Below are 26092 nucleotides of genomic sequence, written 5' to 3' on the forward strand. Positions count from 1 at the left end.
CGCCGCCGGAGTCTCACCACTCCGGACAGGGGCCGTGAGCGGGCTTGTCATCCCGGCCGCAGCAGAACGAGCCCCTTGTCATCCCGGAAACGCCGTCAGGCGCCTTGTCATCCCGGAAACGCCGCAGGCGTTATCCGGGACGGGACGGGACCATAATTCTCCGCTCACCCCAGCGCAGGCTGGGGTCCAGATCATAAGGCTGGGTGGCTGGAAGGCCTGGCGCACCTCAGGTCCTGCCCGCCCCGCACGCCATCTGGATCCCGGCCTTGGCTGCTACGCGCCGCCCTTCGGGTCGCCGGGATGAGCGGGTGTTGTGTGCGCCCGCCCCTTGCCATCCCCGCCGCATCAGAACGAGCCCCTTGTCATCCCGGAAACGCCGCCAGGCGTTATCCGGGACGGGACGGGACCATAAAACTCCGCTCACCCCAGCGAAGGCTGGGGTCCAGATCATAGGGCTGGGTGGCTGGAAGGCCTGGCGCGCTCAATTCCTGACCGCCCCGCACGCCATCTGGATCCCGGCCTCCGCCGGGATGAGCGGGTGTTGTGTGCGCCCCATCCCGGCTCCCCGCTGCCTGCGGCGGGTGAGGCCCCCTACCCGCCCCGGGCGCAGTCGATGCACACGGCGGCGCAGGGGTCCAGGTCGAGGCGGCGGGGGGCGATGGGCTCGCCGCAGTCGGCGCACCAGCCGTATTCGCCGTCCTCCAGCCGCTGCAGGGCGGCGTCGATGCGGCGGATCTCGAGGGCGCGCTGGGCGTCGGCGGCGTTGGCCATGGCCTGTTGCTGCAGGGCGTCCTGACGCGACAGCCGGCCCACGCTCTGCTGGTCCAGCTCCACGGCCTTGCGCGAGTCCGCCGCCCCCTCGCTGAGGTCGGTCAGCTCGGCCCGCAGGGCCAGAAGCCGGTCTTTCACCTGTTGGTCGTCCATGCCGTCAGCCTCGGCCAGCCCGGCGCCCAAGTCCAGCTACAGCCGCCCCGCCTCGGCCAGCTTGTCGAGCATCCACACCCGGGCGGGCGGCAGGGGCTTGTTGAAGGGGTGGAAGACGAAGGTCTCCAGAAAGCGGCCGGTCAGGTCCAGCCCCGCCTTCACATCCCCCTCGCTGAGGCCCGCCTGTGATCCCAGCATGAAGGGCGGCAGGGGCAGCAGCTTGTCCGCATAGGGCGCGCCCGCCTCCCGGCTGACCGCCCGGCCGGTGCGCGGGCTGACCCAGATCAGGTCGTCCGCCGAGCCGGTGGACGCGCACTTCGACAGGTCCAGGCCGAAGCCCAGCTCCTCCAGCAGCCCGGCCTCGAAGCGCACGAACACGGCGGGCCAGATGTCGGGAAAGGCGAACGACGCCATCAGGGCCTCGAAGGCCAGGAAAGCCCCCGGGTGGGGCTCGCGCTCGGGCAGCGACCCCTGGGCCACCGCCGCCGCCGCGTTCAGCCCGGTCAGGGCCAGCGGGTCGTCAAACAGGGCCGCCGGCCCCTCGCCCACCGGCTCCAGCTTCGCCGAGCCCAGATGCTCCGAGGTCCGCGCCCGGTAGTCCGCCACCACCCGGGCGCCCGGCTGCAGGAACGGCTTCATCCGCCGCGACGCCCCGCCCGCCACATAGGCCGCATGGCGCCCGTGCCGCTCGGTCAGCAGCTCGACCACCACCCCGGTGTCCCCATGGGCGCGGGCCGACAGCACGAAGGCGTCGTCCTGGAATTCCATCAGCGGCGGCCTTCTCCTCCCCATCGAAACGATGGGGAGGTGGCGCGGGCGCGGCTCAGCGCCCGTGACGGAGGGGGCGACTCGATTTCAACCAGGGTCATCCTCCATCCATACCGCCTGCGCCGCCCCCTCCACCACCCGGCTTCGCCGGGCGGTCCCCCTCCCCATGTCATGGGGAGGAGACAGGACGCGTCAGGACAGCCCCATCCCCTCGTCCAGCCCCAGCATCAGGTTCAGGTTCTGCACCGCCGCCCCCGAGGCGCCCTTGCCCAGATTGTCCAGCAGGGCCACCAGCCGCGCCTGCTCGCCCCCCCGGTCCCCGAACACATGCAGCCGCAGACGGTTGGTCCCGTTCAGCCCCTCGGGCTCGATGCCCGTCATGGCCTCGGTGGTCTCCAGATCCGCCACCTCCACGAACCGGGCCCCGGCATAGGCCTCCACCAGCGCCCCGTGCAGGCGCTCGATGGACGGCGTCTCGGGCAGGGCCGACAGGTGCAGCGGAACCTCCACCAGCATGCCCTGGCGATAGTTCCCCACCGCCGGCGCGAACAGCACCGGCTGGCTCAGCCCCGCATGCCGCGTCATCTCCGGCACATGCTTGTGGGTCAGGCTCAGCCCATAGGCCCGGTGGGCGGTCGCCGCCCCCGGCGCCTCGAACTCGGCGATCATGGCCTTGCCGCCGCCGGAATAGCCGCTGACCGCATTGACGCTGACGGGATGGTCCGCCGGAACCAGCCCCGCCCGCACCAGCGGCCGCATCAGGGCGATGAAGCCGGTGGGATAGCAGCCCGGGTTCGACACCCGCGTCGACCCCGCCACCGCCGCCCGCTGCGCCGCGTCCATCTCCGGAAAGCCATAGGTCCAGCCCGGCGCCACCCGGTGCGCCGTGGAGGCGTCGATCACCCTCACCGCCGGGTTCTCGATCATGGCCACGGCTTCCTTGGCCGCGTCGTCCGGCAGGCACAGGATCACCCCGTCGGCCCCGTTCAGCGCCTCGCGCCGCGCCGCCACATCCCGCCGCCGCTCGCCCAGCAGCAGCAGCTCAAGATCGCCGCGCGCCTCCAGCCGCTCCCGGATCTCCAGCCCCGTGGTCCCGGCCTCGCCGTCGATGAAGATGGTGTGGGTCATGGTCGATCCAGAAAGGAAAAAGGGCGCCCCGGGTCTCCCCGAAGCGCCCCCAGATCCAAACCGCGTGAACGGCTTAGCGCTTCGAGAACTGGAAGCTGCGGCGGGCCTTGGCGCGGCCGTACTTCTTGCGCTCGACCACGCGGCTGTCGCGGGTCAGCAGGCCGTGCGGCTTCAGCACCGCGCGCAGGCCGGGCTCGTAGTTGGTCAGGGCCTTGGAGATGCCGTGACGGATGGCGCCGGCCTGGCCGGACAGGCCCGAGCCCTCGACCGTGGCGACCACGTCGAACTGACCTTCACGGTCGCTCAGCTGCATCGGCTGGGCGATCATCATGCGCAGCACGGGGCGGGCGAAGTACACTTCCTGCTCACGACCGTTGATGGTGATCTTGCCCGAGCCGGGCTTGATCCACACGCGGGCGATCGCGTTCTTGCGCTTGCCGGTCGCATAGGCGCGGCCCTGGGCGTCGATCTGGGGCTCGCGGACGATGGTCTCTTCCGCGGCAGTCCCCATGCCCTTCAGGGCGTCAAAGCCGGTGGCGGCCGGCGTTTCGTTGGTCACGTCGGTCATTACTGGCTCCGGGTGTTCTTGGGCGAGGCCGACTTGAAGTCGATCGTCGCGGGGGACTGGGCCTGATGGGTGTGCTCGGTGCCGGCGAACAGACGCAGGTGCGTCATCTGCTTGCGGGCCAGGGGGCTTTCCTTGGGCAGCATCCGCTCGACGGCCTTTTCCAGCACGCGCTCGGGGAAGCGTCCGCCCAGGACCTTTTCGGGGGTCGTGGACTTGATGCCGCCGGGGTGGCCGGTGTGGCGATAGTAGACCTTGTCGGTCGACTTCTTGCCGGTGAACACCACCTTGTCGACGTTGGTCACGACGACATAGTCGCCGCAGTCAACGTGCGGGGTGTAGTCCGGGCGGTGCTTGCCGCGCAGACGGTTGGCGATGAAGGTCGCGAGACGGCCCACGACGACGCCCTCGGCGTCGATGTGAATCCACTTCTTCTCGACCTCGGCCGGCTTCAGGGAAGCCGTGGTGGTCTTCAACATGATCAGGTGTCCTGAGGCGAAATCGGGTCGCGGACGCAGATCGTGGGACCGACGCCGCGCGGAAGCGGGGTCAATAGAGGGGGCGGGGGCGTTCGTCAACGGCGTTATTCGACGTCAAATCCGCTTAACTTGCTGAATTAAATGATTTTTCCAAATACGGTATTAAAATACCTACCCGATCAGCCGAACATTCGCGGCTGGGACCGCCGCACCAGCCACAGATTGACCGTCGCGGCGCCCAGAACCACCGCCGCTCCGGCCTGGTGCAGCACGCCCAGCGACAGCGGCACGGCGTGCATCAGGGTGGCGATCCCCAGCACCGCCTGGGCCCACACCAGCGCCAGCACCACCCACGCTGAAGCCCCTGCGCCCTGCGCCAGCTTCGCGCGGATCACCTGCACCGCATAGACCGTGGTCAGCGCCAGCAGGGCATAGGCCATGATCCGGTGATTGAACTGAACCAGGGCCTGGTCATGCAGGAAGGCCAGCGCCCCCTGCCCCCAGTTCACCGGCGCGATGACCATGCCGTTCATCAGCGGCCAGTCCGTATAGACCATGCCCGCCCTGGAGCCCGCCACCAGCCCGCCGAGCAGGCTCTGGATGAACACCACGCCCAGCACCAAGGCGGCGAACCGGCTCCACCCGGCGGGCGAGCGCGTGCGGTCCTCGCCGAACCACGCCTCGAGCCCCGTCCAGATCAGGCCCACAAAGATGACGAAGGCCAGGCCCAGGTGAACCGTCAGGCGCTCGGGCGCCACGTCCACCCGCTCGCTCAGCCCGGACGACACCATCCACCAGCCGATCAGTCCCTGCAGCCCGCCCAGCCCCAGCAGAACCACGCAGCGCAGCACCAGCCGCCCGGGGACCATCTTGAGGGCCAGGAACACCAGGAACGGCACGGCGAAGGCGACGCCGATCAGGCGGCCCAGCTGGCGGTGGATCCACTCCCACCAGAAGATGCCCTTGAACTCGCCCAGGGTCATGCCCGCGTTGACCTGCTGGTACTGGGGGATCTCCCGGTACAGCGCGAAGGCCTCGTCCCAGTCCGCCTGGTTCAGGGGCGGAACTGCCCCCATGATGGGCTTCCACTCGGTGATCGACAGGCCCGAGCCCGTCAGGCGCGTTATCCCGCCCACCACCACCATGGCGAAGACCAGGGCGGCCACGCAGAACAGCCAGATCGCCACCGGACGCGAGCGATCCCATGCGGAAAAACGGTTCATTCGACGCCCGTCGTTCACTAAGAGGAGCTACAGGCCGGGTTCGAGAGACCCGACGTTTCCCCTATGCCTACGGAATGGCGTAAGGACCAGTCGCAAATCGGGACAGCGACAAGCGGTCGCCGCCACCACGGAGCGAGACGTGCAGTATCTGGACATCATCCTGGCGGTCGCAGGCGCCCTGGCCCTGGGCTGGGTCGCCGACCTGCTGACTGGCGGACGCGGCATAGCCCGCACCCTGCTGGCCTCCCTGACCGGCGCCGCCTGCGGCTGGTTCCTGGCGGTGCGGGTGTTCGGCGCCCATGCCATGGGCGACATCCGCTGGGTCGTCTGGGCCATGGCCGGATCAGTGATCGTGCTGCTGGTCTATTTCCTGACCCGCAACAAGCGATGAGCCCCATGCCCGCCCGCACCCGCCGCATCATCGCGGCCTTCGCCACCCTGGCGTTCCTGGCCTTCTACATCTGGCTGGCCACGGTGGTGGCCGACGCCCTGCCGGACAGTTTCTGGATCGACCTGATCTTCTATCCCCTGGCCGGAACCCTCTGGGGCGTGCCCCTCATCCCGCTGCTCCGGTGGGCCGAGCGGGGCTGAGCAATCGCGGGGCCGCCCTAAAGCGGCCCCGGATCGATCCATTCCAATTTTCAGGAAATGGTCGGAGCGACAGGATTCGAACCTGCGACCCCTTGACCCCCAGCAGCCTCCGCGCCTGTTTCCGGCCAATCCAGCGAAACCAAGCTGTTCCGCCGATCTGGCGCTTTCCTTGCAACGTCCTCCACTTAGAGCGAACACCTGTCCCATGTTGCTCCGGCATGAACCGGCGGATCATGTGATCAAGTTGTGACCAACTAAACGAGGCTGCCATGCGGGTAAGGCTGACAGGCGGTGATCGAGGTAGCATCAACCGCGCCCCGCTTGCCGACGGCAGGGTGATGATCCTGAATGACGATCTTGTGCCCGGCTTCATGCTCCGTGTGTCCAAGCGCCAGAGCACGTACTACGTCGTCACTCGCGTTAAGGGCTGTCCCGGCCAGATCCGTCGCAGCCTCGGCACCACGCGAAATACCGAGCTTGGCATCGCCCGTGAGGCGGCGCGTCGCATCATCGAGAACGCCCAGAAGGGTATTCCCCCCGAGGGCGAGACCGTCGACTCTTCTGGAAGCGCCGACACCTTTCGCTCAGTCGTCGAGACCTATTTCCAAGACACTCTTCGCACCGGCGGAGCCAAGTTGCGGACGAAAGACGCCATGCAGGCGATGATCAACCGCGACCTGACCGAATGGCTGGATCGGCCGATCGACTCGATCACCGCCCGCGAGGTTTCCGATCTGGTCTACCGGAAGGCCCAGACCGCGCCGATGTCGGCCAACCGCCTTACCAGCCTGATCAAGAAGATCATGCGGTGGGCGAAGCGCCGCCACATCATCACGTTCAATCCGGCGGCAGACGTCGAGAAGCCTTCTGAAGAGCAATCCCGCGATCGCTACCTCACAGACGAAGAAATCCAGCTGATCTGGGATGCTGCGGACCGCGTCGGCGACCCCTATGGCCGCCTCGTTCAGATGGCGCTGGTTACGGGGCAGCGCCGCGGCGAGGTCGCGGGGATGAGACGGTCTGAGCTGGGACTGCTCGAGCAGCGCGACGGGCGCACGGGTGAAACCAGGACGATCGAGGCATGGCTACTTCCCGCGGAGCGGACGAAGCGCCAAGTCGCTCACGCAGTTCCTCTCAGCCCGCTAGCCAAGCGCTTGATCTACGGCGCGCCTAAGCTGGTCGAAGACGACAAGCCGTTCGACTACATCTTCGCCAGCGGCCTCGCAGGTGATCAGCCGCCATCCGGCTGGTCAAAATACGCCCGGCGCCTCGATAAGGAGATTGGCGAAGCCATCGCGAGAGCGATGCACGAGCCCTACGACAAGAAGAAACACGTCATGCCCGGCTGGCACTTGCATGATCTGCGGCGGACGATGGCGACGCATATGGAGATGCTGGGCGTCGATCGCCGGGTCATCTCTCGACTGCTGAATCACTCCGAGGGCGACAAAAGCGTCACCGCGATCTACGCCCGGTATAGGTTCGACGCCGAGGCCGCCGAGGCGATGGACCTGTGGTGTGCCAAGATTGAACGCCTGACTGGCGCGAACATCGTCGCCATCCGGCCGGCAGGTGCGGCGTGAACAGGCCCCTTGGGAAACGCCAGCGTGAGCGGCTAGATGCTCAGCTGTCGCGGGGAGCGTCACCACGCGACCAGCCCCTGATGCGGGCCTGCTGGGCCCAAGTGATGCCGGGCCAAGAGATGACGAGCGACCCCGACCTGCGGGAAACGGTGATCAAGGGACTCGCCGGAGCGGAGGCCGTCTACCAGACGCATCGCCAGTTCCAAGGCTCTGTTCTGGCCGAGATCGCTGGCGGCTTGATGACTGAGCGGGACGAGGCATTGGAGCGGCTCAATGCGGCCTTGGCAACCGGGCGGCTGATGGCAGCAGCCCGCGCAGCTGCGGATCTGTCCGAGCTGGGTGGAAAGGCGCAGTGCACAGCCTTATTCAGCGAGTTGGTTCAGAGGGCCGCCGCACATGCCCAGTCCTCCAGCGATGGCGGCTCAAACTCTGAAAAGGTGAAGCAGCAGAGAGACAAAATCAGCCGTCGCGACGGTGTCCTAACAGCCCTACTCCCACGCGCGCTCTCCGCAGGCGGCGGGCGGCACGCGAGGAACACCTCCCGTCTCGCGCAGTGGATGATCGATCACTGGCCCGGCGACGGGCCATCTGCCTCGGACCTGAAAGCCGGTGTTCGGGTCGTCAGCGATTGGGTTAGAGCGCGTCGAAGGATCCACCCAGACGATTTCCGGAATCCTGCTGGTCCGATTCCAAAACAGGCGGGTCAGGTTGTCTCCTCTGGCGCCGCAAGGTGCGGGTCCACTCGGAGCAACCACCATGAAAGTCGCCACCCAGGCATCGCCGCCTGAGCCGTACGCTGATCGTCTGATCCAGGTCCGCGAAGTCACCAAGCTGACCAGTCTCTCGCGCACTCAAATTCACCGGCTCTGTAAGGAGCCGGAATACGCTCACTTAAACTTCCCACAGCCGGTCAGGATCGGTGCCCAGCGCATGGCTTGGTCTCTCCCCGCCGTACGCCAGTGGATCGCCGACCGTCTCACCCTTGCCGAGAGAGAGGCTCAGCCACAGACAGATGAGGTCGCCGCGTCAGAATGAGCGGAACGACCAGAAACCATGTGGAGGCTTCGCCTCGAAATAGTCGCTACGTCTTTGAGAACTTCGCGGACCTCCAGCCGAGATCTTCGCCCTGGTTGATAAAGGGCGTTCTGCCCGCGCGGGGGGTTGCCTTCATCGTGGGACAGAGCAAGGCCGGGAAGAGCTTTCTAGCTATAGACATCGCGCTGAACCTCGCTGTCGGCTCTGAGACAGTGCTTGGCCGCAAGGCGACTCCCTGCGGCGTCGTATATATCGCCGCAGAAGATGCGGACGGCTGCCGTGGCCGGGTCGCCGCTTGGCGTACGAAGTACCGCGTAAAGGGCCGCATTCCTTTCGATCTGGTTGCCCAAGGACTGAATCTTCTGAACGAGGAGCAGGTCGCCGACTTGCGGGCTTCATTGGTCGAGGCATCCGATCGTTTCAGACAGCAAGGTAGCCGCTTGGGCGTCGTAGTGCTCGATACGCTCAGCAAAACTATTCCGGGCGTCGACGAGAACGCCAGCACCGACATGAGCACCGCGTTCGCGGTGATCGAGGAACTAGCGAGCTCGATCGATGCTCTTGTTCTAGTCGTCGCTCACTTCGGCAAATCTGGCGGCGACAAGGGCATTCGGGGATGGTCCGGCTTCGACGCAAACTCCGACGCGACCATCACATTGGAGCGGGAAGCTGACGACCCGAATCTGCGAACCCTCACAATCGCCAAGGTGAAGAATGGGATCGACGGTGGGAGACTTGCGTTCCGGCTGGAACCGGTGGGACTCGAGATCCTGGATGAAGATGGTGATGAGCTCACATCCTGTGTTCCGGTCTATGAAGTGGCTCGCGACAGAGCTAAGGGGCGGCTCCGCCCGATGTCGAACCACGAGCAGATTGTCTTGGCAGCGGTTGAACATCTAACAGACCACGGGCCGAACGACCCTCAGACCATCAATCGCCATGGCGTGACCCATTTGATCCACGCTGTCTCGCGCGACGCTGTCCGGGAATGCGCATTCGCTAATGGTCTCGGCAGCAAGACAGAATTGCCGGCTGCGGTTCGACAACGATTCCATCGAGCTTTGGATAAACTTATCACTCGCGGACGCATCAACGTCGAGGGCAGCCTGGTCTGGCTGCTCTGATCCCCCACATCGTGACGCAGCGTGACAAGTCACGCCCTGTCACGCTCGCAGATCCCCAGCAGCCAGCCGTGACATCGTGACATCCCCCCTATGGGGGTGTCACGGCATGTCACGCCTCGGTCCCGCGCGCGCCGCCCGGCCCAGCAGACCAGTGGGCAGATTGCCCACTCCGATGGGGCGTGGAGACGGGAGGGGGTCAGAAAGTCGGGAAGTCGTCGGCGCGGAAACCGGTGCCGGGGCCACTTTTACAGGGTGTTGAGTTAAAGGAGGGGGGTCGTTCCGGCGTACGTGCGAGAAATCCTCGCCTTCTCCGAAGTCGACAGGGAGTCCTCGACTCCCAGCCTCCCACCACAACCGTGCGGGGCTAGCTCACCGCCTTCATCAAATCGTCCACCCCGCCTGCCTGAACGAATCTTGGCTCGCCCGGTGACGTGGCGATCGCCTCGAAGTGCCTGGCGCCGCACGTCACCTTGCCGGCTTCCAGGTGGTGCAGATCGTCGATGAGGTTGGTCGGCTTGGTTTCGACGACGAAATAGAGCCGCTCCCCATCCTCAGTGCTGACGAGCACGGCCCAATCGGGATTGTAGGACCCCAAGGGCGTGGGCACCTTGAACCAGGCCGGCAGCTTGGCGAACACCCGCACCGCGTCGTTGGCGTTCAGCCCTTCAGCGAAGACCCCTTCGCTGGGGGTATCGAAGCGGACGTGGGTGGTCGGCGCCTTGGTCGCCGCGACCATCTTGCTCAGATAACCCGTCAGCTCCTGCTCTTCGAAGAGCTCCTGGGCATAGACCTGCATGTCACCCAGCTTCTGGTAGCGCACGCCATCGACCAGAGCCGCAACCTTCGCCTTGTTGATCAGGTTGGCGGCCTGATCGATGAAGGATGCCGGATTCTGCCGCAGGTCGTCCAAGCGCTCACTGTCGACAAGCACCTTGGCCAAGGTGCGCCGGGTCAGCTGGGTGCGGTTTTGCAGCTCGCCAAGAACGTCAGGGACGTGGGCGTTGCCGTGGGCGAGGTGCTGGAAGCCCGAGACGCGTTCCTTCACTCCGGTGATCCCGCCGACGTCGATCGCCAGTTCAGCCTTTCGCCAGCGCGCCTGGGCCCTCGTGATCGCCGGCATCGCTTGAAGGCGTGCAACGGCGTCGACGACCAGAGCGTCATTATCGAACGTCAGGCGGTAAGTTGTCTTCGCCTTGATCCGATCCCACAGCGCCCGGAATTCCTCGCCGAGGAAGACTTCCCGATTCAATGCGACAGGTCTGCGCTCGTCGGCGTCGCGAACCTCGAGCTTGCCTGCCAGCTTGGTCAACATGGCCTTGGCCGCACTTTCCACAGCGGCGAAAACCTCGGGCAGCGCGAAGTCCGGGTCCCTCAGGGCGCGGCGCAGATCATCCTGAACCTTGCCTCTCGCATCGATGTAACCTTGCTCGCGCAACCAGCCTGCCAGCGCCGCTGACTGGTCCACGCCCAAGGGTTCGAGCTCGCCCTTGTCGTTAGAGAACGACAGCGCGGCGAATGCGTCGGTGGCGACTGTGCCGAACCTGATGCCCAAGTCCTGCTCGATCTGCTTTTGCAGCCCTTCGGCAAACTGGGCGTAACTCTCGCCTGCGATGACGGTGAGCACGTTGAGTCCCTCGTCCCGACGCCGATCACCGTGCTTGTCTACGCAAAGGCGCAAGCCGCGTCCGACCGTCTGACGGCGCTCGGTCTCGCTGCCCATCTCGCGCAGAGCGCAGATCTGGAAGACGTTGGGGTTGTCCCAGCCCTCCCGCAGGGCTGAATGGGAGAAGATGAAGCGCAGCGGCGTCGCTTCATCCAGCAGCTTTTCCTTGTCGCGCATAATCAGGTTGAAGCCGCGTTCTGCATCGTCGCGACTTGCCGCGTTCTTCATCTCGCCGGCCGCGTTCAACTCCGGCTCAGTGACCCGGCCCTTCTTGTCGCGCGAAAAGTAGCCGTCGTGAGCCGCAGCCGGATCGACGGGAACCGCCGCGAACAGAGTCTGGAAGTCGGGGTGCGCCGCGAGCTTGTGATACTCCTGTTCGAAGATTTCGCCATAAGGCCCCAAGGCGGTCGACCCATCCTCATGGTGGACGCGATACCGATCGACCCTGTCGATGAAGAACAGACTCAGCACCTTGATGCCCAAGGGCCTCAGGGCCTTCTCACGGGTGAAGTGCTCGCGGATCGTCCGCTCGATCATGCGCCGGACGATCGCCAGCCGGTCGACGTCCCCGAACGCCTCGCCCTCCCGCAGGTAACGCACGTCGCCCGGCACGTTCAGCTGGACCAGGCCGCCGCCCTCGGTCTTTTCGATCGTGCCGATGGAGACGTCGCGATAAACATCGCGGCCGGTGATGTCGGCCAGGTCGTCGCCGTCTTGCACGGTGACCACGTCGCGGCTGACGCCTCCCTTATGCTGCACGTCGAGCTCGACACGCGCCGTGGGCGCCCGGCTCTTAGCGGTCTTCACCTCAATGAGGCGCGCATACGAAGTGTTGTGGGCGTCCACAATCTCCAGGCCCGCGACGTCGATGCGCTTCACCAGCCGCTGCTCATAGGCGTCGACAGCGTCCAGCCTGTAGACCATGTGGTGCTTGTGCACGTGGGTGGCCGAGTACCGTAGCCGGCACAGTGCGTTCATCTCACGGAGCGCCTTGGCCCCGGCACCCTTGATTCCTCCCTCCACCGACTGAGGCTCATCGATGATGATCACGGGCCGGGTCGCCTTGACGAGGTCTACCGGCCGCTCGCCGCCGGTCTTTTCGTGGGGCGTATAGAAGACGTTGGTGTCCAGCTTGTTCAGCGAGCCGATGGTGGCGACCATCACCTTGATGGTCGATGAGGTCGCGAAATCACGCACCTGACCAAGCTTGGCGCTGTCATAGACAAAGGAATCCATTGGCTGGCCGGCGTAGAGGGCCCGGAAGTGCTCGCGTGTCATCTCCAGAGTCTTGGCCACCCCCTCTCGGATGGCCACCGAAGGCACGACGATCATGAATTTGGTGAAGCCGTAGCGCTTGTTCAGCTCAAAGATGGTCTTGAGATAGACGTAGGTCTTCCCCGTTCCAGTCTCCATCTCGACCGTGAAGTCCATGCTCTCCAACAGATCGGTGGGTGCCAGAGCGTTGCGCACCTGCACCTCGCGCAGGTTGGCGAGGATCTCATCATCAAGGAGGGAAGAACGGTTGCCGACCCCGAGGCCGTCATCGTCCAATCCCAGGTCAGCTTGGGCCGCGTCGGCCGAGACCCGGGTGACGGTGAATTCGGTGCGGTTGATGTCCTGTCCTTTGAACAGATCACAGACCGAGTTCACCGCCGCGGTTTGATAGTCTAGGTCCGGCTCAAATTTCAGCTTCATACGCTGCGGACCTTTAGTAGTCGGTCGCCCAGGCGCTGCTCGAGAATAGCGGCGACGTTGGACTTGGCGTTGTCGCTTTCGAAGCCTGTGTCCTTGAAGAAGACAGTGATCCCCGCGGCCGGCGTCAGCTCCAAAAACCAGTCAGACATGCCGTCGGCCAGCGCCTCGGCCTCTGCGGCGGAAACGTCTGCAAGGCACACCGCCAGAACACCACCGCCGAAGGCATAGACCGCGCGACCGGCGATGCTTTTCATCTGCACGGGCTCGGCCAGGTCAATGCCCTGCTTAAGCAGCAGCTCCACCAGCAGGTCGTTCTCGGTGCGCCCGTCGATCAGGTTGTTTGCAGCCGACAGCAGGTCCGCTTCCAGATCTTCGCCTGGCTGCCACGCCTTCAGGTTGGAGGTCGCCAGCTTGTAGACTCGAAAGCCGAGATCGTCCGGCGCCGCCAGATCGTTCTTCAGCTCCGACGACGCGGCTCGCAGCCTCTGCTTGGTCACGTCCGCGATCGACTGATAGCGCGGGTGATCGGCAATTGGCTCAGGAAGCTGCACGAGAATAAACCGACGCTTTCCCCCGTCCGCCTTGTTGATCTCCCAAAGGGCTTGGCCTGAAGTGCCGCTTCCCGCGAAGAAGTCCATGACGATGGCTTCGGGGTCATCCGCCACCACCGCATACAGGCAGTCGTAAACTGCCCAGAGACTCTTTGGGAACGAGAACGGTGAATCCGGAACCAGGGCGTTGACGATCTTGGTGCCGTACTCGTTCGCGTCGTAGCGCTTGTCGGTCCAGACGGTGCGGTAGGAACCGAAATCCTTTCCAATCTCGATTTCATAACCGGTCTTGGATTGCCGCGCTTTCAACAGATGACGCACAGCCTCCACGCTCTGGCGGGCGTAACGCCATTTCCGTTCCACACCTGCGGAATCGATCGGCCAGACATAAGTCAGGTCCCCGACCGCTTCGGTCTGAGCTGGATGAAGCTCATCGGAGGGCACATCCCCGAAACCGTGGATCACACCGGCCTTCAGGACGACGGGATAGAAGCAGTTTTTGGCGTCGTGCCGCTCGGACTCCGAGCCCCAGTTGCGAAACTGCGACCAACTAATTTCCGCCTGGTCGATCTTGCGGTCACGGATGTATTTCCCGCCCTTTGGAAAGACGAAATAGGCGTACTCATGGGTGTACGAGAAATTCGTGCCCTGAATTCCGCGCGGATTGTGCACGATCGTCACGCAGACGTGCTCATAGGACCCTTCGTTGAAGACCTCTTTCAGCAGGCTTCCGAGATTGACGACCTCGTTCTCGTCGATAGTGCAGATGAGGACGCCGTCGGGTAGCAAGAGATTCCGGGCCAGCATCAGCCGCGGATACATCAAGTTCAGCCAATTCGAATGGTAGCGCCCGCCGACTTCCGGGTTGCTGACCAGCCGAGCACCCCCATCGGACTGTCCGGTGATCTCCATGTAGTTCTGCATCGGATCATGGAAATCATTCGGATAGATGAGGTCCGTGCCGGTGTTGTACGGCGGATCGATGTAGATGAGCTTCACCCGTCGGGCGTAGCTCTTCTGCAGCAGTTTCAACGCCTCGAGATTGTCTCCCTCGATCAGCAGGTTTTGGGTTTGAGCCCAGTCCACGCTCTCGCCTTCGGCGGGACGCAAGGTCGCAAGTGAAGGGGTGAGCGCCAGCCGCCGGGCCATCCGTTTGCCCGGCCAGGCGAGGCCGTATTTTTCCGGCGATTCGTCGACCGCGTCCCCCAAGAGCTCCCGCAAGGCATCGAAGTCGATCCGGCCCTCGCTGATCGCTTCAGGAAAACGGGCGGCGATCGCTGCAACGTTCTCTCCCACTAGGTCGGCGCTCTGGGCGTCAGGGCCATCGGCCTCGATTTTCCGAATAGGCAACGTGGTGGGCTCCGATGAAAAGGTGTCGAAGAGCCGCAGAAGGCTCCGCTCCTATGTCCTATGGCACACGCTGGTGTCGCAGCAACCCGACGGCGACGAGACCCTCCGATCTGCCACGCATTGCGTCCCAATCGTAGCTGTAACAGAGTGGTTATCGACCTCAAGTTGCAGGAATGCGAATGCGCTTTAATCAGCTCCTCTGCGGACCGGAGTGGTCCCACTTGTCCCCTATTGTGAAAGGCAAACTGCCGATCTTGGTCAGTGCCTTCTACGGGGATGGCATGCTTACGAAGGTGGCTGCCGCTAAACCGGTAGGGGCCAAGCTGCTCGTCCGACTACCAAGACCTGCCGGCGCAATTCCCAAGCTGCTACCGAACGATCCGCGCAAACTGCTCAGTTTCGCCAAGAAGAACCCTGGGGTGGAAATATTTGTACACCCGAGGATTCACGCAAAGATTTTTGCCTCCGAAGGCCAAGCGCTCATCGGGAGCGCCAATCTCAGCACGACGGGGTTCAGCGGGGCCCATGAAGCCAGCCTCCTCACCAAGGACGCGAAGACCGTCGCCGCGCTCCGTACGGAGGCCGAAAAGTTCATCAAAACCGCATACCCCGCGTCCATCCTGTACCTCGAGCGTCTTGTCCAAGCGATCGATGCTGGCAAAGCCTCGGTGCAACCGACGCCAGACGCCGCCGCGGGTGCCGCCGTCGCCTTCGCCGGCCAAGTGGGAAATCCACCCTTTGAGAGCTTCGTCGCTTGGTTGGCGGGCCAGAATTCCGCGCTCGCCAAGGAAGTACATTCTCGATGTAGTGGGAAGAAACACAACGTGAGCGGTCACGCCTATTCGGCCTATCACGGCCTGAGCGTGCTATTCCGCGGCGATCCCACTTGGGCCCGGTCCCTGATCGGACAGAATTGGCAGGGGGGACGAGTAGTGACGGGGCTTGACCGGATACGGTCGTTCGTCAGCCAAAACCCGGGTTTGATCAAGAACAAGCGCCGGGGTTCTTGGGAAAACAGCTATCTGCCGACCAGCTTGGGCGGACCGGCCAAGAGGTCGGGTGGGGCAGGCATCGGCCTGATCAAACGGATGATGGTTTTGCTGCCTGAGTATCTCAAATCGGTTCACCTTATCTGAGCAACCAGCGCACCCAGCCGCTCTTCAGCGCTCGCGACCTCGCCGGCCAGCGCGAGCCTGCGCGCCAGCCGCTTCTCCGTCATTGCCGCCTTGCGTACCCGCGCTACCTCCCGCGCCTGGACGGTATACGCCTCCAGGCCTGCGCGGCGGGACTCCACCTCGGCTTCATCCGTCGGGAGACGGAAGACGCCGGTGATGCGCCCGGCCACGTAGGCCTCTGCGCACTCGCTCCACCGCCTGTGCAACGACCACAGATCGTGGGTGGCTACGCGCGTCAGCGCCAAGCTGTCCAGAAAGGCAATCTGCACAGGATCAGCCTCCGATATTACGATTGGGCTTATCGTCAACCGCTGCAGCACCGCCCTCGCCGCTTCGCGCTCGTGCCGCCGTTTGAGTCCCACCGACAAGGCGGCCGCCTTAGAGTCTCCAGCTAGAAGGACCAACGGCTGCGCGACGGCGCGATGGATGACCTCGATAATCCGGTCCGTCTTTGCATCAGGCCTCAAGCGGGCGCCCATCACCACCAGCTGGGCATAGTCCCGGACCTCGTCGGCGTAGGCGGCCACCCCCGCGGCGGTCGGCTTGATCGTGGCCCGCCAAGTCAGCCGCTCTAGACCCGTCTCGAGCAGCCGGCGATCCGCTGCCCCAAGCTCGCCGCGGTCGACCAACAGGGCTTTGGCCACTCGCTGCTCGACCTGTGTCTCCTTCGGCAACGCGAGGGCATCAAACAGCGCATCCAGTGCATCGTCCATCACGCGGCCGTCTGGGGTTGGGGCAGGACGGCGAACCAGCCGATGACCTCCCAGTCGTCCATGCCTGCATGATCGGTGGGGTCTGTGACTTCGCCCGGCGTGAATAGGCTCTCGACCGCGCGTTCTTGCGCCTTTCCGGAGACGGCGGCGATAGCTGCGGCCAAGGCCTCGCGCCAAGTGCTCATGTCGCGTCCACCGCGCGTGTCGGCGTCCAGCCGCGCCCAAGCATCAAGGTCGGGTGCCTTACCACGATCAGCTAGGAGGCGGACGCGATCGAGCACCTTCTTGGCCTGTCCCGGAGTAAGCAACGAGGTCCCGTCGAGACCTACGTGCACCAGAGCATGCGGGCGCAGCGGATCATTTGGCGACAGCACGGCTAGCGCTGCCGGGGTCTCCGCGCGCAGGCAGAAGATGGCACCGGCAGGAACCTCCTCCGTTTCCCAAACCGCGGCGTGAGCCGTCAGCGGCGTCTTCGACAGTGCATCTCTCTGCTCGGGCCGGAGCGCCGCCAGATCGGCTCTAAGGTCGTTCAGAGTCAGGTCGGCGATGGATACGCCCGAGGACAGATCCTCGAGGTCGATCACCGTGGTTTGCAAAGCCTCCAGCTGCTTACGTCGATAATCGAGATCGTTCATCACGTCGCCGGACTGGGCCTCGATGATGTTCTCCTCGCCGGTCGCCGAGACGTCGAGCAACACCATCCGTCCCGACACCTTCCGCTCCAGACCGATGTAGGCGTCGAGGTCTATGTTGGGCCAAAAATTAACTAGCTGGATGGTCTCGTTCGCGGAGCCCAGCCGGTCGATCCGCCCAAACCTCTGCACGATGCGTACCGGGTTCCAGTGGATGTCGTAGTTCACGAGACAGTCGCAATCCTGCAAATTCTGGCCTTCGCTGATAACGTCAGTGGCGATCAGCAGGTCGATATCGCCCTCTTCAGCGAGATCCTCTGGTCGGCCCTTCGCGCGAGGCGAGAAGGCCGTGAGGATAGTCCCAAGGTCAGCGCGCAGACCCTTGACCGTGCTCCTGTTGGCCCCGCCGCCGGTGACCAAGGCCGCGTTCAACCCGAGCGTCCCCGACAACTGGTCATAGAGGTAGCGAGCGGTGTCCGCGAAGGCGGTGAAGACGATGACCTTGCGATTGCCCGGGTTAAATGGGTGGGCGACCTTGTCCACAATTAACGCGCGCAGGTCGGCCAGCTTAGCGTCCTTGTCAGGTGTAACCGCACGCGCCTGTTCAAGCAGCCGGGACAGGTGGGCACGGTCGTCGATCAAGTCCTGACGCCAGCGCACGCGGTCGGTGTCGGCCAGCAGAACCCGAACGCGGCGTCCGACCGCCAGGCTTTCGAAAAGCGGATCGTCAAGGCCGAGGTCGTCGATTCCGAGTTCCTCAAAACTCTCCTCATGCGCATCAATGCGACCAATCAAGGTGTCTACGACTGCTAGCTGCCTCTCCACGGTGAGGCCGAAGCTGATTACGGAGCTCTCCATGCGCTTGAGCATGTTCACCCGCATCAGGTGAACTAGGCTCTCTTCGCGATCGAGCTGGCTAAACACCCCCTTGCCGCCTTGGACAACCTGAGTGTAGGCCTTCTCATAGGCCTCCCGCCTGGACGGCAGGACGTAGCGCAGCGGTGCGTAGGCGGCGAGCGTTAGGCGACGGATCGCTGTATTAACTTCGACGATGGGCGGGAAGGTGCCGGAGCTGTCCACCGGCGGCTTCCGGTTGATCGGAGGCCGACGCTCGGGGAAAGCACCGGTTTCCTCCAGCCCATAGTAGCGCTCCACGTGCTTGCGGCTGCGGGCAATAGTCAGCAGGTCTAGCAGCCGGAAATAATCGAAGCCCAGCATGTCGAGCAGCCGTTCGGACGTACGCCGGGTTTGGGGCAGCTCAAGCCAACGGTTGAACTGACCCTGCGCGATGCGGATCGTGGTTTCTACAGATGCCACGCCATGGCTGCGAAGCGCGGCGTCGTTACCTTCCGTGGCGAAAGAGATCTGATTACGCAGGTCGGCGAGACGGTTATTCACCGGCGTCGCCGAAAGCATCAGCACTCGGGTCCGCACGCCGCTCTTGAAGACCTGGTTCATCAGCCGGTCGTAGCGACTGTCTCGGTCGCTATGGGCGTTCCGGTTCCTGAAGTTGTGCGACTCATCGATCACGACCAGGTCGTAATTGCCCCAGTTGACGTGGGCCAGATCGATGTCGCCCGACAGGCCATTGTCGCGCGACAGGTCCGTGTGGTTCAGAACATCGTAGTTGAAGCGGTCGCCGGCGAGCAGGTTGCGGCGATCATTCATCCTCCAGAGCGTCCAGTTGTCCCTCAGGCGCTTGGGGCACAGCACCAGCACGCGGTCATTGCGAAGCTCGTGGTACTTGATGACCGCCAAGGCTTCGAAGGTTTTGCCCAAGCCCACGCTGTCCGCAAGGATGCAGCCGCCAAACCGTTCGAGCTTATCTATTGCACCGACCACCCCGTCGCGCTGGAAGCGATAGAGCTTGTTCCAAACTAGGGTCTCCCGGATTCCGGTAGCCGCTTTGACGATCCGCTCCTCGTCCAGGCCCTCGGCCATCTCTGCAAACAAGGCGTCGAGCAGTCGCAGATAGATGTCAGTGGCCGAGCGCCGCTCCCCGAGGGCTTCGAGCATCTGGACGAAGCTATCTGGTGTCGAAGGCCAAGCGGGCAGCTCCCGCCACTGGTTGTCGAACCAGGCCCGTAACTGTTCAGCGCCCGCACCCTCCTGCAGATGAACGAGGCTGAACGGATCGGCGGGTGCGAGGCCCAGGCCCTCCGAAGTGGGTGCGCAACTTCCGAATAGCGCAATCGCCCCATCCTCCCGTTCAACAAGGATCGAGGATTGTGGCAGGCGGCCCTTCGCAGCCTTCACCTCAGCCGGCCGAAGCCAGCCGGCGAGTCCATTGGCAAGCGTGCGCAGGTCCAGACCATTGCGCCGAGTACGATCGGCCGGTCCCCCAAGCAGATCAGGCTCAAGCATTTGCGGGTGGGAAAGGATCAGCCGGAGATCCCCGCTTTTGCCCAGTGCGGTTCGAAGGGCCGCCAGTCCATGAAGGCTGACCGAAGTCGCTGCTATGCGGATTGCTTCGCCGCCCCCGCCCTGCCCTAAAATGTCGACGACACGGTCCCGGCCTCTGTTACTGACTAATCTCACGTCGCCTGCCCCCCCCCGCGAAGGCACAGGAGTATCGTACCCTCGCCAACGCGGGTAGTGCGCGCATCGGACGGTCTGCTCGAGAAGCGCTTCCAGTCCAACGGCCACGCACCACGGATGCGATTGGGCCCGTCAGATTTCATGACGGGAGCGTTGTGCTGAAGGCGAGCGCCTCGATAAGCCTAGGGCTGGCCCAGACTAGAATCCTTCTTGTACTTCGCCCAAGCCCTGTTCAGGCCGCCCGCCAGCGCTTTGTAGAGGTACGGTGTTGGCAACGGAGCACTTTCGACCGCAGCATTGTAGTCGGTCATAAGTTGCACGACCCTGCCACGTCCCAGCGCCTTGCCTCGGCTGGCGAGCAAGCGCTGGCGTATTTCCAACATGACGGCCGCGGCCCGTCGGTGACTGAGCGCCGCCGCTGTTGCGCCCGAAGTCAGCAGAAAAGCGCTGAACGTCAGAATGACCCGCACGGCGACGATCTGAACGTCACCGGTCTGACGCCAGCCCCAGACCGCCCATCCCACAAAAACGGCAAGGGCCGGTACGACGGTCACAAGCCACATGATCGACCCGCTCCACTCATGCAGCCTGCCAGTGAAGAAGGCCGACTCTTCGACCATTTCTGCCAACTTCTGCTGACCGTTCGCTGCGCGTGTCGCGAAGTAGTCCTTCAGGGTGAGCGTCGACAGTTTCTTGGTCGAGGCGCGACATTCGCTGCACACCAACGCGGTGTTCGCCACCGGCCAACCGAGCCCATAGACGATCTGCAGCAATCGGCGGACCTGCTCTCCGGCAGAGCGATGTGAACGATAGAGGTGATTGAACCACAGCATGGAGGCCGCGCTCAGAAAGCCGAATGCGCCAATCACCGCAAGCAACGCGCCATCATCGACCCAGATAGAGGCGGCAGCCAAAAGCGTAAGGGTCAGCTGCGACCCGATACTGAGCCCCCGATACCCCTCGGCGTCTCGCAGCTCCGCGCGCTGATGGCGAAGGAGTTGATCGTGATCGCTGGCGTTGATGACACTCGTGACAAACGCAGATTTGGCTCGCGTGTAGGCGTTTAGGTCTCGGCACTTGGCGGCCAGTTCGCGCTTCAGCGCTTCATAGCTGCCTGCCAGCTCGGGATCTTCCCTCAGCCGATCCCGGAAGTTGACGAGGTCTCGCCAGGTGCTGCCGTCAAACAGGACAACGTGCACATTGACCGCAGGTGAGGTCTCCGGCTTCGAGACAAAGCCTGTTTGCTCCTGGGCGGCAGCCGGAATCCCTGGGGCGAAGCCATTGCGGGCCAAGATGGTGGTCGCGGTCGCCACATCATCCATCGTCGGCACGCCGACAACCACGTCGATGACGGGCTTGGCCGCAAGGCCCGCTATGGCCGTGCTCCCGATATGCTCTAGCCGGACCGATTTCCCGAGGATCTTGCTCAGATCGTCGGCGATGATGGCAAAGTCCACCGCCCACGCCGGCGACCACGGTCGAATTTCGATTTTGGTCGCCATGCGTCGTGTCGCTTCGCAGCCCGAGTTCCGCGGTGTGTTAAGCGACGAGCGGAATCATTGTCCCGAACACCTTCTGCCACGCCGCCCCAGCCTCTAGGTTTTGACCAGCGCGCTCGTGATCGCAAGCGATGCATGCATTTCGCCAGGCGGTTTCAGCACGTGACCTCCAGGCATTACCAAGGGCGACCACCTCAAGCGTGCCGGGCATGATGATACTGGCGGACGGTCGAGTGATCAGCCAACCGAAGAAGTCGCGAACCAGCGAGTCCGGCCAGAAGTAAACGCCACTTTGGGTGTGCATGAATTCGATGACCAAACGTTCGACCTGAAACGATCGCAGCGGCGCGTTGCAATGGCGTTGCCATTGTTTGATCGCCCGAATGATGATGCGCGTCACACCCTGATGGCGGGCGTCCGAAGTGTTGAGGCTGTCCATTTCCATCACCGGATCCGCGAGCCGGTATGTTCCTCCGTAGCGGGTGTCGCAAATCCACACTTGGCCGTAACGGGCGCGAAACCCCGGAACGACGTCCACGGGAGTCGTGGAGAATCGAACCACGACGGCCTGCTGATCCCCCCGCATTTCGGTCTGCAGGCCATAGGCCACGCTGAGCACAGACCTCACCTCCTGCAGGATCTGCGATTGGCGGTTGCCGACGCGCTGATTGAACCGACTCAGGACGGTGTCAGGCAGTAAGAACATCACATCAATGTCGCGCCTTGATCGGACCGCTAGCCCCTTTCCCCAAGACCCAGTGAGCATTGAGTTCGCTAGCGGATCGTCCAGACCGTAATAGTGTTGGTTCAGGCGAGAACGGACGCCTGCTTGACCCACCCATCGTTGAGCTGATGAACGGTCAGGTCCAGAGACGCGAAGAACCGGGTGAACCGCGGCACGACATATGCCCACTGTGCGCTGGGCGGGGGAGAAAGAAGGCCTGACAGGAAGGTCATATCCCACCCTAGCGCATGCAGGACGATCGGCGGTGCGCGCTCCGCCGACGATCTACAGCTGGTTCCATCAAGCCGAAGGCGCGAGGGTTCGATAGCCGCGCCTACCCACGAGCCCCGTTCGGGTCAGTACTCGTCTGCGTCATCGTGCTCCACCTGCTCGATCAGGGGAAACTTGGCCCGGTCGACGCGGTAGAGTTTAACGCTGTCATCCACCAGCCTCAGCCGTCCAGGCCGGGAGTCGCTGAAGGAGTCCAAAGCGTCGAAGTTGAGCCAGAAGTCGTCCGCGCTAGAACGCGAGGCGGGGCGTTCGACCGGCGGCTGCACCAGACGAGCGGCGTCTCCGAATAGGGCGATGTTCCTGCCGTCGCCGCTCTGCGCCGACCGGTAGATGATCGCGTCGAAGCCCCTCCGCTCGCCTTCGAAGGAGAAGGCGTGCCTGCGCGCCAGATATTCTGCGACCACTTGGGTTGGGACGTAGTCGAGGTGTTCGTCGTCGGGCGAAACGGGTTGCGAAATCTGACGCATGAAGGTGTGCATGAAGCGCCACTGCGCGGCGCGCTGCACGGCGTTCTTGGCGAACGGATCGTGGGCCTTGGGCGGGCCTGCAAATCGCGTGGTGTCCAGGACGAGGATCGCCTCGGTAATCTCGAACTGGGCGGCCACTACGCCGCTACCAACCACCGGGCGCAACTCCGAGACGCAGGTGTCTAGGTCGAACCCTGCATAGAAGACTGCGATCCCGGAAGGGTTCATCCGGCCTGGCCTCCGCAGGTGTTCCGGCGGCGGACCAAGCAGCGGCACCGGGCTTTTCAGAATGGATGTCGCCAAATCGTCCGCAGCCAACCGGGCGCGAAAGAACCTGCCTCCGGGCGTGCCGGGTTGGATGAAGTAGACTGGGCCCATCTTGTCCGCCGTGCGCTGCAGCTGGACGTCGTCGAAGATGCGCTGGAGCAGGCCTTCCATTTCATCATTGAAGAACCGGGCTTCGTGCATCAGGCGCTGACGCAGCAGCGCCCACAGCCGCCCGTGTTCCTCCAGCGCGAAGTCATCCGACACATAGCCATAGTCATCGCTGTAGAAGGCGTCCGCGCCGTCGGGCGGCCAATAGTGGTCGTTATCGATCAGCCAGTCCTTTAGCCGCCCAAGGATGGCCTGGTCATCGGTCTCGGTGAGCTCGGCTAGGGTCGTCCAAAGGTCATTGCCGCGGCTATTTCCGAAGCCATCCTCAGGCACGCCGGCATAGTGGGTGCGAAACACCGGGTCGACGATTTCGGCCACCGCTTCGACCGGCACCCCCTTGCGCCGCGGATGGTTGTCGCACCGCGCCCAAGGATGATCAGGACGGACCGCCTCGATGCGTTTCCCTAGACCGGTCGATTGGAAGCATGCGGGACAGACGTGCATTGTCGGCCTCAGATAGTGACGTCAGAGCAGCGTGACCGCCGCCTTGGCGTCAGCCGGTGATCACCACATAGAACGGCTCGCTGATAGCCGCGAGACTGCTGTCGCTTCGACGCACGACGAAGGCTTCCGCGAGATGGACGCCGCGCCATGCCAGTGTTTCTGCGCGTTCATAACCGAGCTCGGACGGGTAATAGTCGCCGCGCGGACTGGGGACGTCGCCAGTGTTAGTGATGCGCCAATGCACCTCGTACTCCGATCCGATCGGATCCCCAGAAGATCGAAGTGCGTGGAACCAGATCTTCTGTCCTGGCGCCAGCGGATCGCCGGACCCGACGACGACGGCGTACATGCTCTTGGAGCCGCCCTTGAGCGTGGCTCCCACCACCACCTCAAGATCCGGGTCGCGCCGATCGGTCCATGTCGGCCTGTGCATGTGTACCACGCGCCGGAAGTTGACCGGGATGGCTGCGCGCCCGAACGTCACCACCAGATCCACTAGGTCCTGTAGCAGGTTTCGGCCCGAACCGGCCGGGTCGGCGAGCGCGAACCGGCCCGTACCTTCGTCCAGCGTGATCGATCCAGCGAATTCGTCGCCGAATAGACGGCGCCAAGCCCTGATGCTGGCGTCACGGTCAGCCGTCACGATCGCCTCATCGATCCAGCCGCGATAGCGATTAATGGAGGCGCGGAAGTTGGCGTACTGGTCTTGGGTCCATTCGATCGCGAAGTCCTCCGCGTCGTCTCCGTCGCTCAAGAACGGGTTGCAAACGGAGGGCTTGTCGGGGCGCGCCTGCAGCCAGTTGTCGAGCCGGCACAGCACGGTCTGAAGCGCGGTCGGCACATCGGCGAAGGCGCTCGACCCCTTGTCAGCTTCGTCGATCTGTTGGGCCAGAAGGGTGGTCAATAGGACCGAGGGGCAGACAAATCGGGTCTTGATATCCCTCAGATACTTGATCAGACGCGTGACCTTGCGAAACGAATTTGCACCCGAGTAGCCGTTTTTCTCAATTAGCCAAGCGGTGTAGGCTGCGGGCTCCGAGCGCTCGAAGCGATCGGCCGATCGGTTGCAGACCTCGGGACACCCGGTGATCTCGCGGCCGATCACCAGCGGAGCGACATCGACCACCGCGTCGTTTGCGTAGGTGATGGTCGCGCAATAGGGCCACCCCTTGACGTTGTCTCGATAGACCCCGCTGGAGCGGAAGGTCGCCACTAGGGTGCGGATGTAGTCAGCGGCGCTCCAACCCTCCACCGGGTCCACGAGCACCAGTAGATCGGCGTCGAACTCGCCTTGGTCGACCGGACGGATGATGGTGCCGTGCGCCCACGAGCCCTGCCGGTCGAAATCGCGAATCGTCGGTTCCCATTTGGACCCGAGCAGGAAGGTCTTGATGGCGTTGCTGTTCTTTTCCAGCGTCTGCAGCCGGGTCGTGTTCAGATCGACGGTATCGCGCAGAAAGTCGTTGAAGTGTTCGGTCAACTTCATTCAGCAGCCGCCCCGAGTTTCAGCTCTGAGACATAGCCTTCAGCCCCGTCGTTCATGGCCGTCTCCATCGTCTTGCGGCGCTGTTTGTATACGCCCGGGAAAATGAGGCCGGTGCTGGCGCGCCGCAAATAAATGGCGTTCTGAAGCTCGCGCGCCTGGATCTTGCAATCATCTTCGCTGCACTCGCCCTGCTTGGCGGCCTCCCACAGGGCTTCCGCCTCGCCGCGCAACGTCTCTTGGGCGTCGGCTGCATCCCGCTGACGGAAGTATTCGCGAGCCGACCAAGTCAGGATGGGCGCCGTTGGAGCCAGGACGGTGGTGACGAAGCTGTCAATGGTGAGCCCCACGAAGCCAGCCATGGCCAAAAGGATCAGCGGCAGGCCTACGCCCAAGCCTATGAGCCAGCGTCCGTAGTGCCGGCGAAGCTCGCCGTCGTACCACAGGTTGGTGCGCTGGCAGATGATCCGGCCCAGATAGAGTGGTGGCCGGCCAGCCGCTAAGGGATACCAGTCGCGCAGCCTGTCGTCGGTCCCACCCCAGCGCACCCAGCGGCGCTCCGCTGAAGCGATTTCCGGATAAGGCGCGCGCTTGCCCCCGACAAGCTTGTTCCACGGCACGTCCAGCACCGCTTCGTCGAAGGCTTCGGCGATCTTGGCTGACAACCGGATCCGGTAGCGTTGCATGCGATCCAGGATGAGCACATCGAGAAGCGTCACTCCCAGAGCCGCGGCGGCGGCCCACGGTCGGATTTGCGGCTGGAAGAGAGCCAGGATGGTCAGTCCCATCGGCATAATCACCGTTAGGCCGAACTGCACCACCAGCCAGATGCTGGCGTCATCCAAGATGCGTTTGCGAGCCCGTAGCAGGCGCAGCTGGGGCTCTTGGTTCTGACGATGTGGTATAGGGTTCATGGGTGACCTTGCGCGGGAACACGCAAGCCAGCCTAAGCAGTAATGTTGCGTAAAGACATGGTTCGTTTTGAGTGGGCGGGCACCCTGGGGCTAACCAT

Annotated in this window: 21 protein-coding genes; 6 read left to right on the forward strand and 15 right to left on the reverse strand. The window is 63.8% G+C overall.

Annotation, left to right across the window (positions count from 1 at the left end; genetic code table 11):
- Nucleotides 1-591 precede the first annotated feature (591 nt).
- From C0461_RS02115 to C0461_RS02140, 6 genes are all read right to left on the reverse strand, one after another.
- Complete coding sequence (locus C0461_RS02115) at nucleotides 592-954, reverse strand: TraR/DksA C4-type zinc finger protein (RefSeq protein WP_292103516.1); 363 nt, start codon at nucleotides 952-954, stop codon at nucleotides 592-594.
- 6 nt (nucleotides 955-960) lie between these two features.
- Nucleotides 961-1692, reverse strand: coding sequence for a DNA repair protein RecO (gene recO, locus C0461_RS02120; RefSeq protein WP_292103517.1), 732 nt, complete (start codon nucleotides 1690-1692; stop codon nucleotides 961-963).
- Between the two features lie 192 nt (nucleotides 1693-1884).
- Nucleotides 1885-2820 carry an N-acetyl-gamma-glutamyl-phosphate reductase gene (argC, locus tag C0461_RS02125; protein ID WP_292103518.1) on the reverse strand — a complete coding sequence of 312 codons (936 nt, stop codon included), beginning with the start codon at nucleotides 2818-2820 and terminating at the stop codon, nucleotides 1885-1887.
- 73 nt (nucleotides 2821-2893) lie between these two features.
- Complete coding sequence (rpsI, locus tag C0461_RS02130; protein WP_292103588.1) at nucleotides 2894-3331, reverse strand: 30S ribosomal protein S9; 438 nt, start codon at nucleotides 3329-3331, stop codon at nucleotides 2894-2896.
- A gap of 56 nt (nucleotides 3332-3387) precedes the next feature.
- Entirely contained in the window at nucleotides 3388-3861 is a 474-nt protein-coding gene (rplM, locus tag C0461_RS02135; RefSeq protein WP_292103590.1) for a 50S ribosomal protein L13, read from the reverse strand.
- A 182-nt stretch (nucleotides 3862-4043) separates the two neighbouring features.
- Nucleotides 4044-5087 (reverse strand): COX15/CtaA family protein, encoded by a 1044-nt coding sequence (locus C0461_RS02140; RefSeq protein WP_292103519.1) that lies wholly within the window; start codon nucleotides 5085-5087, stop codon nucleotides 4044-4046.
- Between the two features lie 139 nt (nucleotides 5088-5226).
- On the opposite strand from C0461_RS02140, the gene C0461_RS02145 reads away from it, so the two are divergent.
- The 5 genes from C0461_RS02145 (at nucleotide 5227) to C0461_RS02165 (ending at nucleotide 9420) form a co-directional block, all read left to right on the forward strand.
- Entirely contained in the window at nucleotides 5227-5478 is a 252-nt protein-coding gene (locus C0461_RS02145) for a transglycosylase (RefSeq protein ID WP_292103521.1), read from the forward strand.
- A gap of 5 nt (nucleotides 5479-5483) precedes the next feature.
- On the forward strand, nucleotides 5484-5678 hold the full coding sequence (locus tag C0461_RS02150; protein ID WP_292103522.1) for a DUF2842 domain-containing protein: 195 nt from the start codon (nucleotides 5484-5486) through the stop codon (nucleotides 5676-5678).
- A gap of 338 nt (nucleotides 5679-6016) precedes the next feature.
- Entirely contained in the window at nucleotides 6017-7261 is a 1245-nt protein-coding gene (locus C0461_RS02155; protein ID WP_292103524.1) for a site-specific integrase, read from the forward strand.
- A 756-nt stretch (nucleotides 7262-8017) separates the two neighbouring features.
- Nucleotides 8018-8296: an AlpA family phage regulatory protein gene (locus C0461_RS02160; protein ID WP_292103526.1), complete on the forward strand. Its 279-nt coding sequence runs from the start codon at nucleotides 8018-8020 to the stop codon at nucleotides 8294-8296.
- Nucleotides 8293-9420, forward strand: a complete 1128-nt coding sequence (locus tag C0461_RS02165) for an AAA family ATPase (protein WP_292103528.1) — start codon at nucleotides 8293-8295, stop codon at nucleotides 9418-9420. Before C0461_RS02160 ends, C0461_RS02165 begins: the two co-directional genes overlap by 4 nt.
- 364 nt (nucleotides 9421-9784) lie before the next feature.
- Here C0461_RS02165 and C0461_RS02170 read toward each other — a convergent pair whose 3' ends face one another.
- Nucleotides 9785-12778: a DEAD/DEAH box helicase family protein gene (locus C0461_RS02170; RefSeq protein WP_292103530.1), complete on the reverse strand. Its 2994-nt coding sequence runs from the start codon at nucleotides 12776-12778 to the stop codon at nucleotides 9785-9787.
- A complete protein-coding gene (locus tag C0461_RS02175; RefSeq protein WP_292103535.1) occupies nucleotides 12775-14679 on the reverse strand; it encodes a site-specific DNA-methyltransferase in 1905 nt (634 codons plus the stop codon). Before C0461_RS02175 ends, C0461_RS02170 begins: the two co-directional genes overlap by 4 nt.
- Nucleotides 14680-14858: 179 nt before the next feature.
- On the opposite strand from C0461_RS02175, the gene C0461_RS02180 reads away from it, so the two are divergent.
- The gene (locus C0461_RS02180; RefSeq protein ID WP_292103536.1) at nucleotides 14859-15815 is read left to right on the forward strand and encodes a phospholipase D family protein; all 957 of its coding nucleotides are present in this window, start codon (nucleotides 14859-14861) and stop codon (nucleotides 15813-15815) included.
- Here the strand turns inward: C0461_RS02180 and C0461_RS02185 are convergent.
- The 7 genes from C0461_RS02185 to C0461_RS02215 form a co-directional block, all read right to left on the reverse strand.
- Entirely contained in the window at nucleotides 15803-16567 is a 765-nt protein-coding gene (locus tag C0461_RS02185) for a DUF4391 domain-containing protein (protein WP_292103538.1), read from the reverse strand. The two genes, C0461_RS02180 and C0461_RS02185, sit on opposite strands and share 13 nt — an antisense overlap.
- Entirely contained in the window at nucleotides 16567-19737 is a 3171-nt protein-coding gene (locus C0461_RS02190) for a helicase-related protein (RefSeq protein WP_292103540.1), read from the reverse strand. Before C0461_RS02190 ends, C0461_RS02185 begins: the two co-directional genes overlap by 1 nt.
- Nucleotides 19738-19919: 182 nt before the next feature.
- On the reverse strand, nucleotides 19920-21239 hold the full coding sequence (locus tag C0461_RS02195) for a GrpB family protein (RefSeq protein WP_292103543.1): 1320 nt from the start codon (nucleotides 21237-21239) through the stop codon (nucleotides 19920-19922).
- Nucleotides 21240-21276: 37 nt separating this feature from the next.
- Nucleotides 21277-22200 (reverse strand): hypothetical protein, encoded by a 924-nt coding sequence (locus C0461_RS02200; RefSeq protein ID WP_363377382.1) that lies wholly within the window; start codon nucleotides 22198-22200, stop codon nucleotides 21277-21279.
- 116 nt (nucleotides 22201-22316) lie between these two features.
- A complete protein-coding gene (locus C0461_RS02205; RefSeq protein WP_292103547.1) occupies nucleotides 22317-23597 on the reverse strand; it encodes an RES family NAD+ phosphorylase in 1281 nt (426 codons plus the stop codon).
- Nucleotides 23598-23646: 49 nt separating this feature from the next.
- On the reverse strand, nucleotides 23647-25083 hold the full coding sequence (locus C0461_RS02210; protein ID WP_292103549.1) for a hypothetical protein: 1437 nt from the start codon (nucleotides 25081-25083) through the stop codon (nucleotides 23647-23649).
- Nucleotides 25080-25994 carry an S-4TM family putative pore-forming effector gene (locus tag C0461_RS02215; RefSeq protein WP_292103551.1) on the reverse strand — a complete coding sequence of 305 codons (915 nt, stop codon included), beginning with the start codon at nucleotides 25992-25994 and terminating at the stop codon, nucleotides 25080-25082. The genes C0461_RS02210 and C0461_RS02215 overlap by 4 nt, the downstream gene beginning before the upstream one ends.
- Between the last annotated feature and the right edge of the window lie 98 nt (nucleotides 25995-26092).

Source organism: Brevundimonas sp., assembly GCF_013823285.1.
Taxonomy (GTDB): domain Bacteria; phylum Pseudomonadota; class Alphaproteobacteria; order Caulobacterales; family Caulobacteraceae; genus Brevundimonas.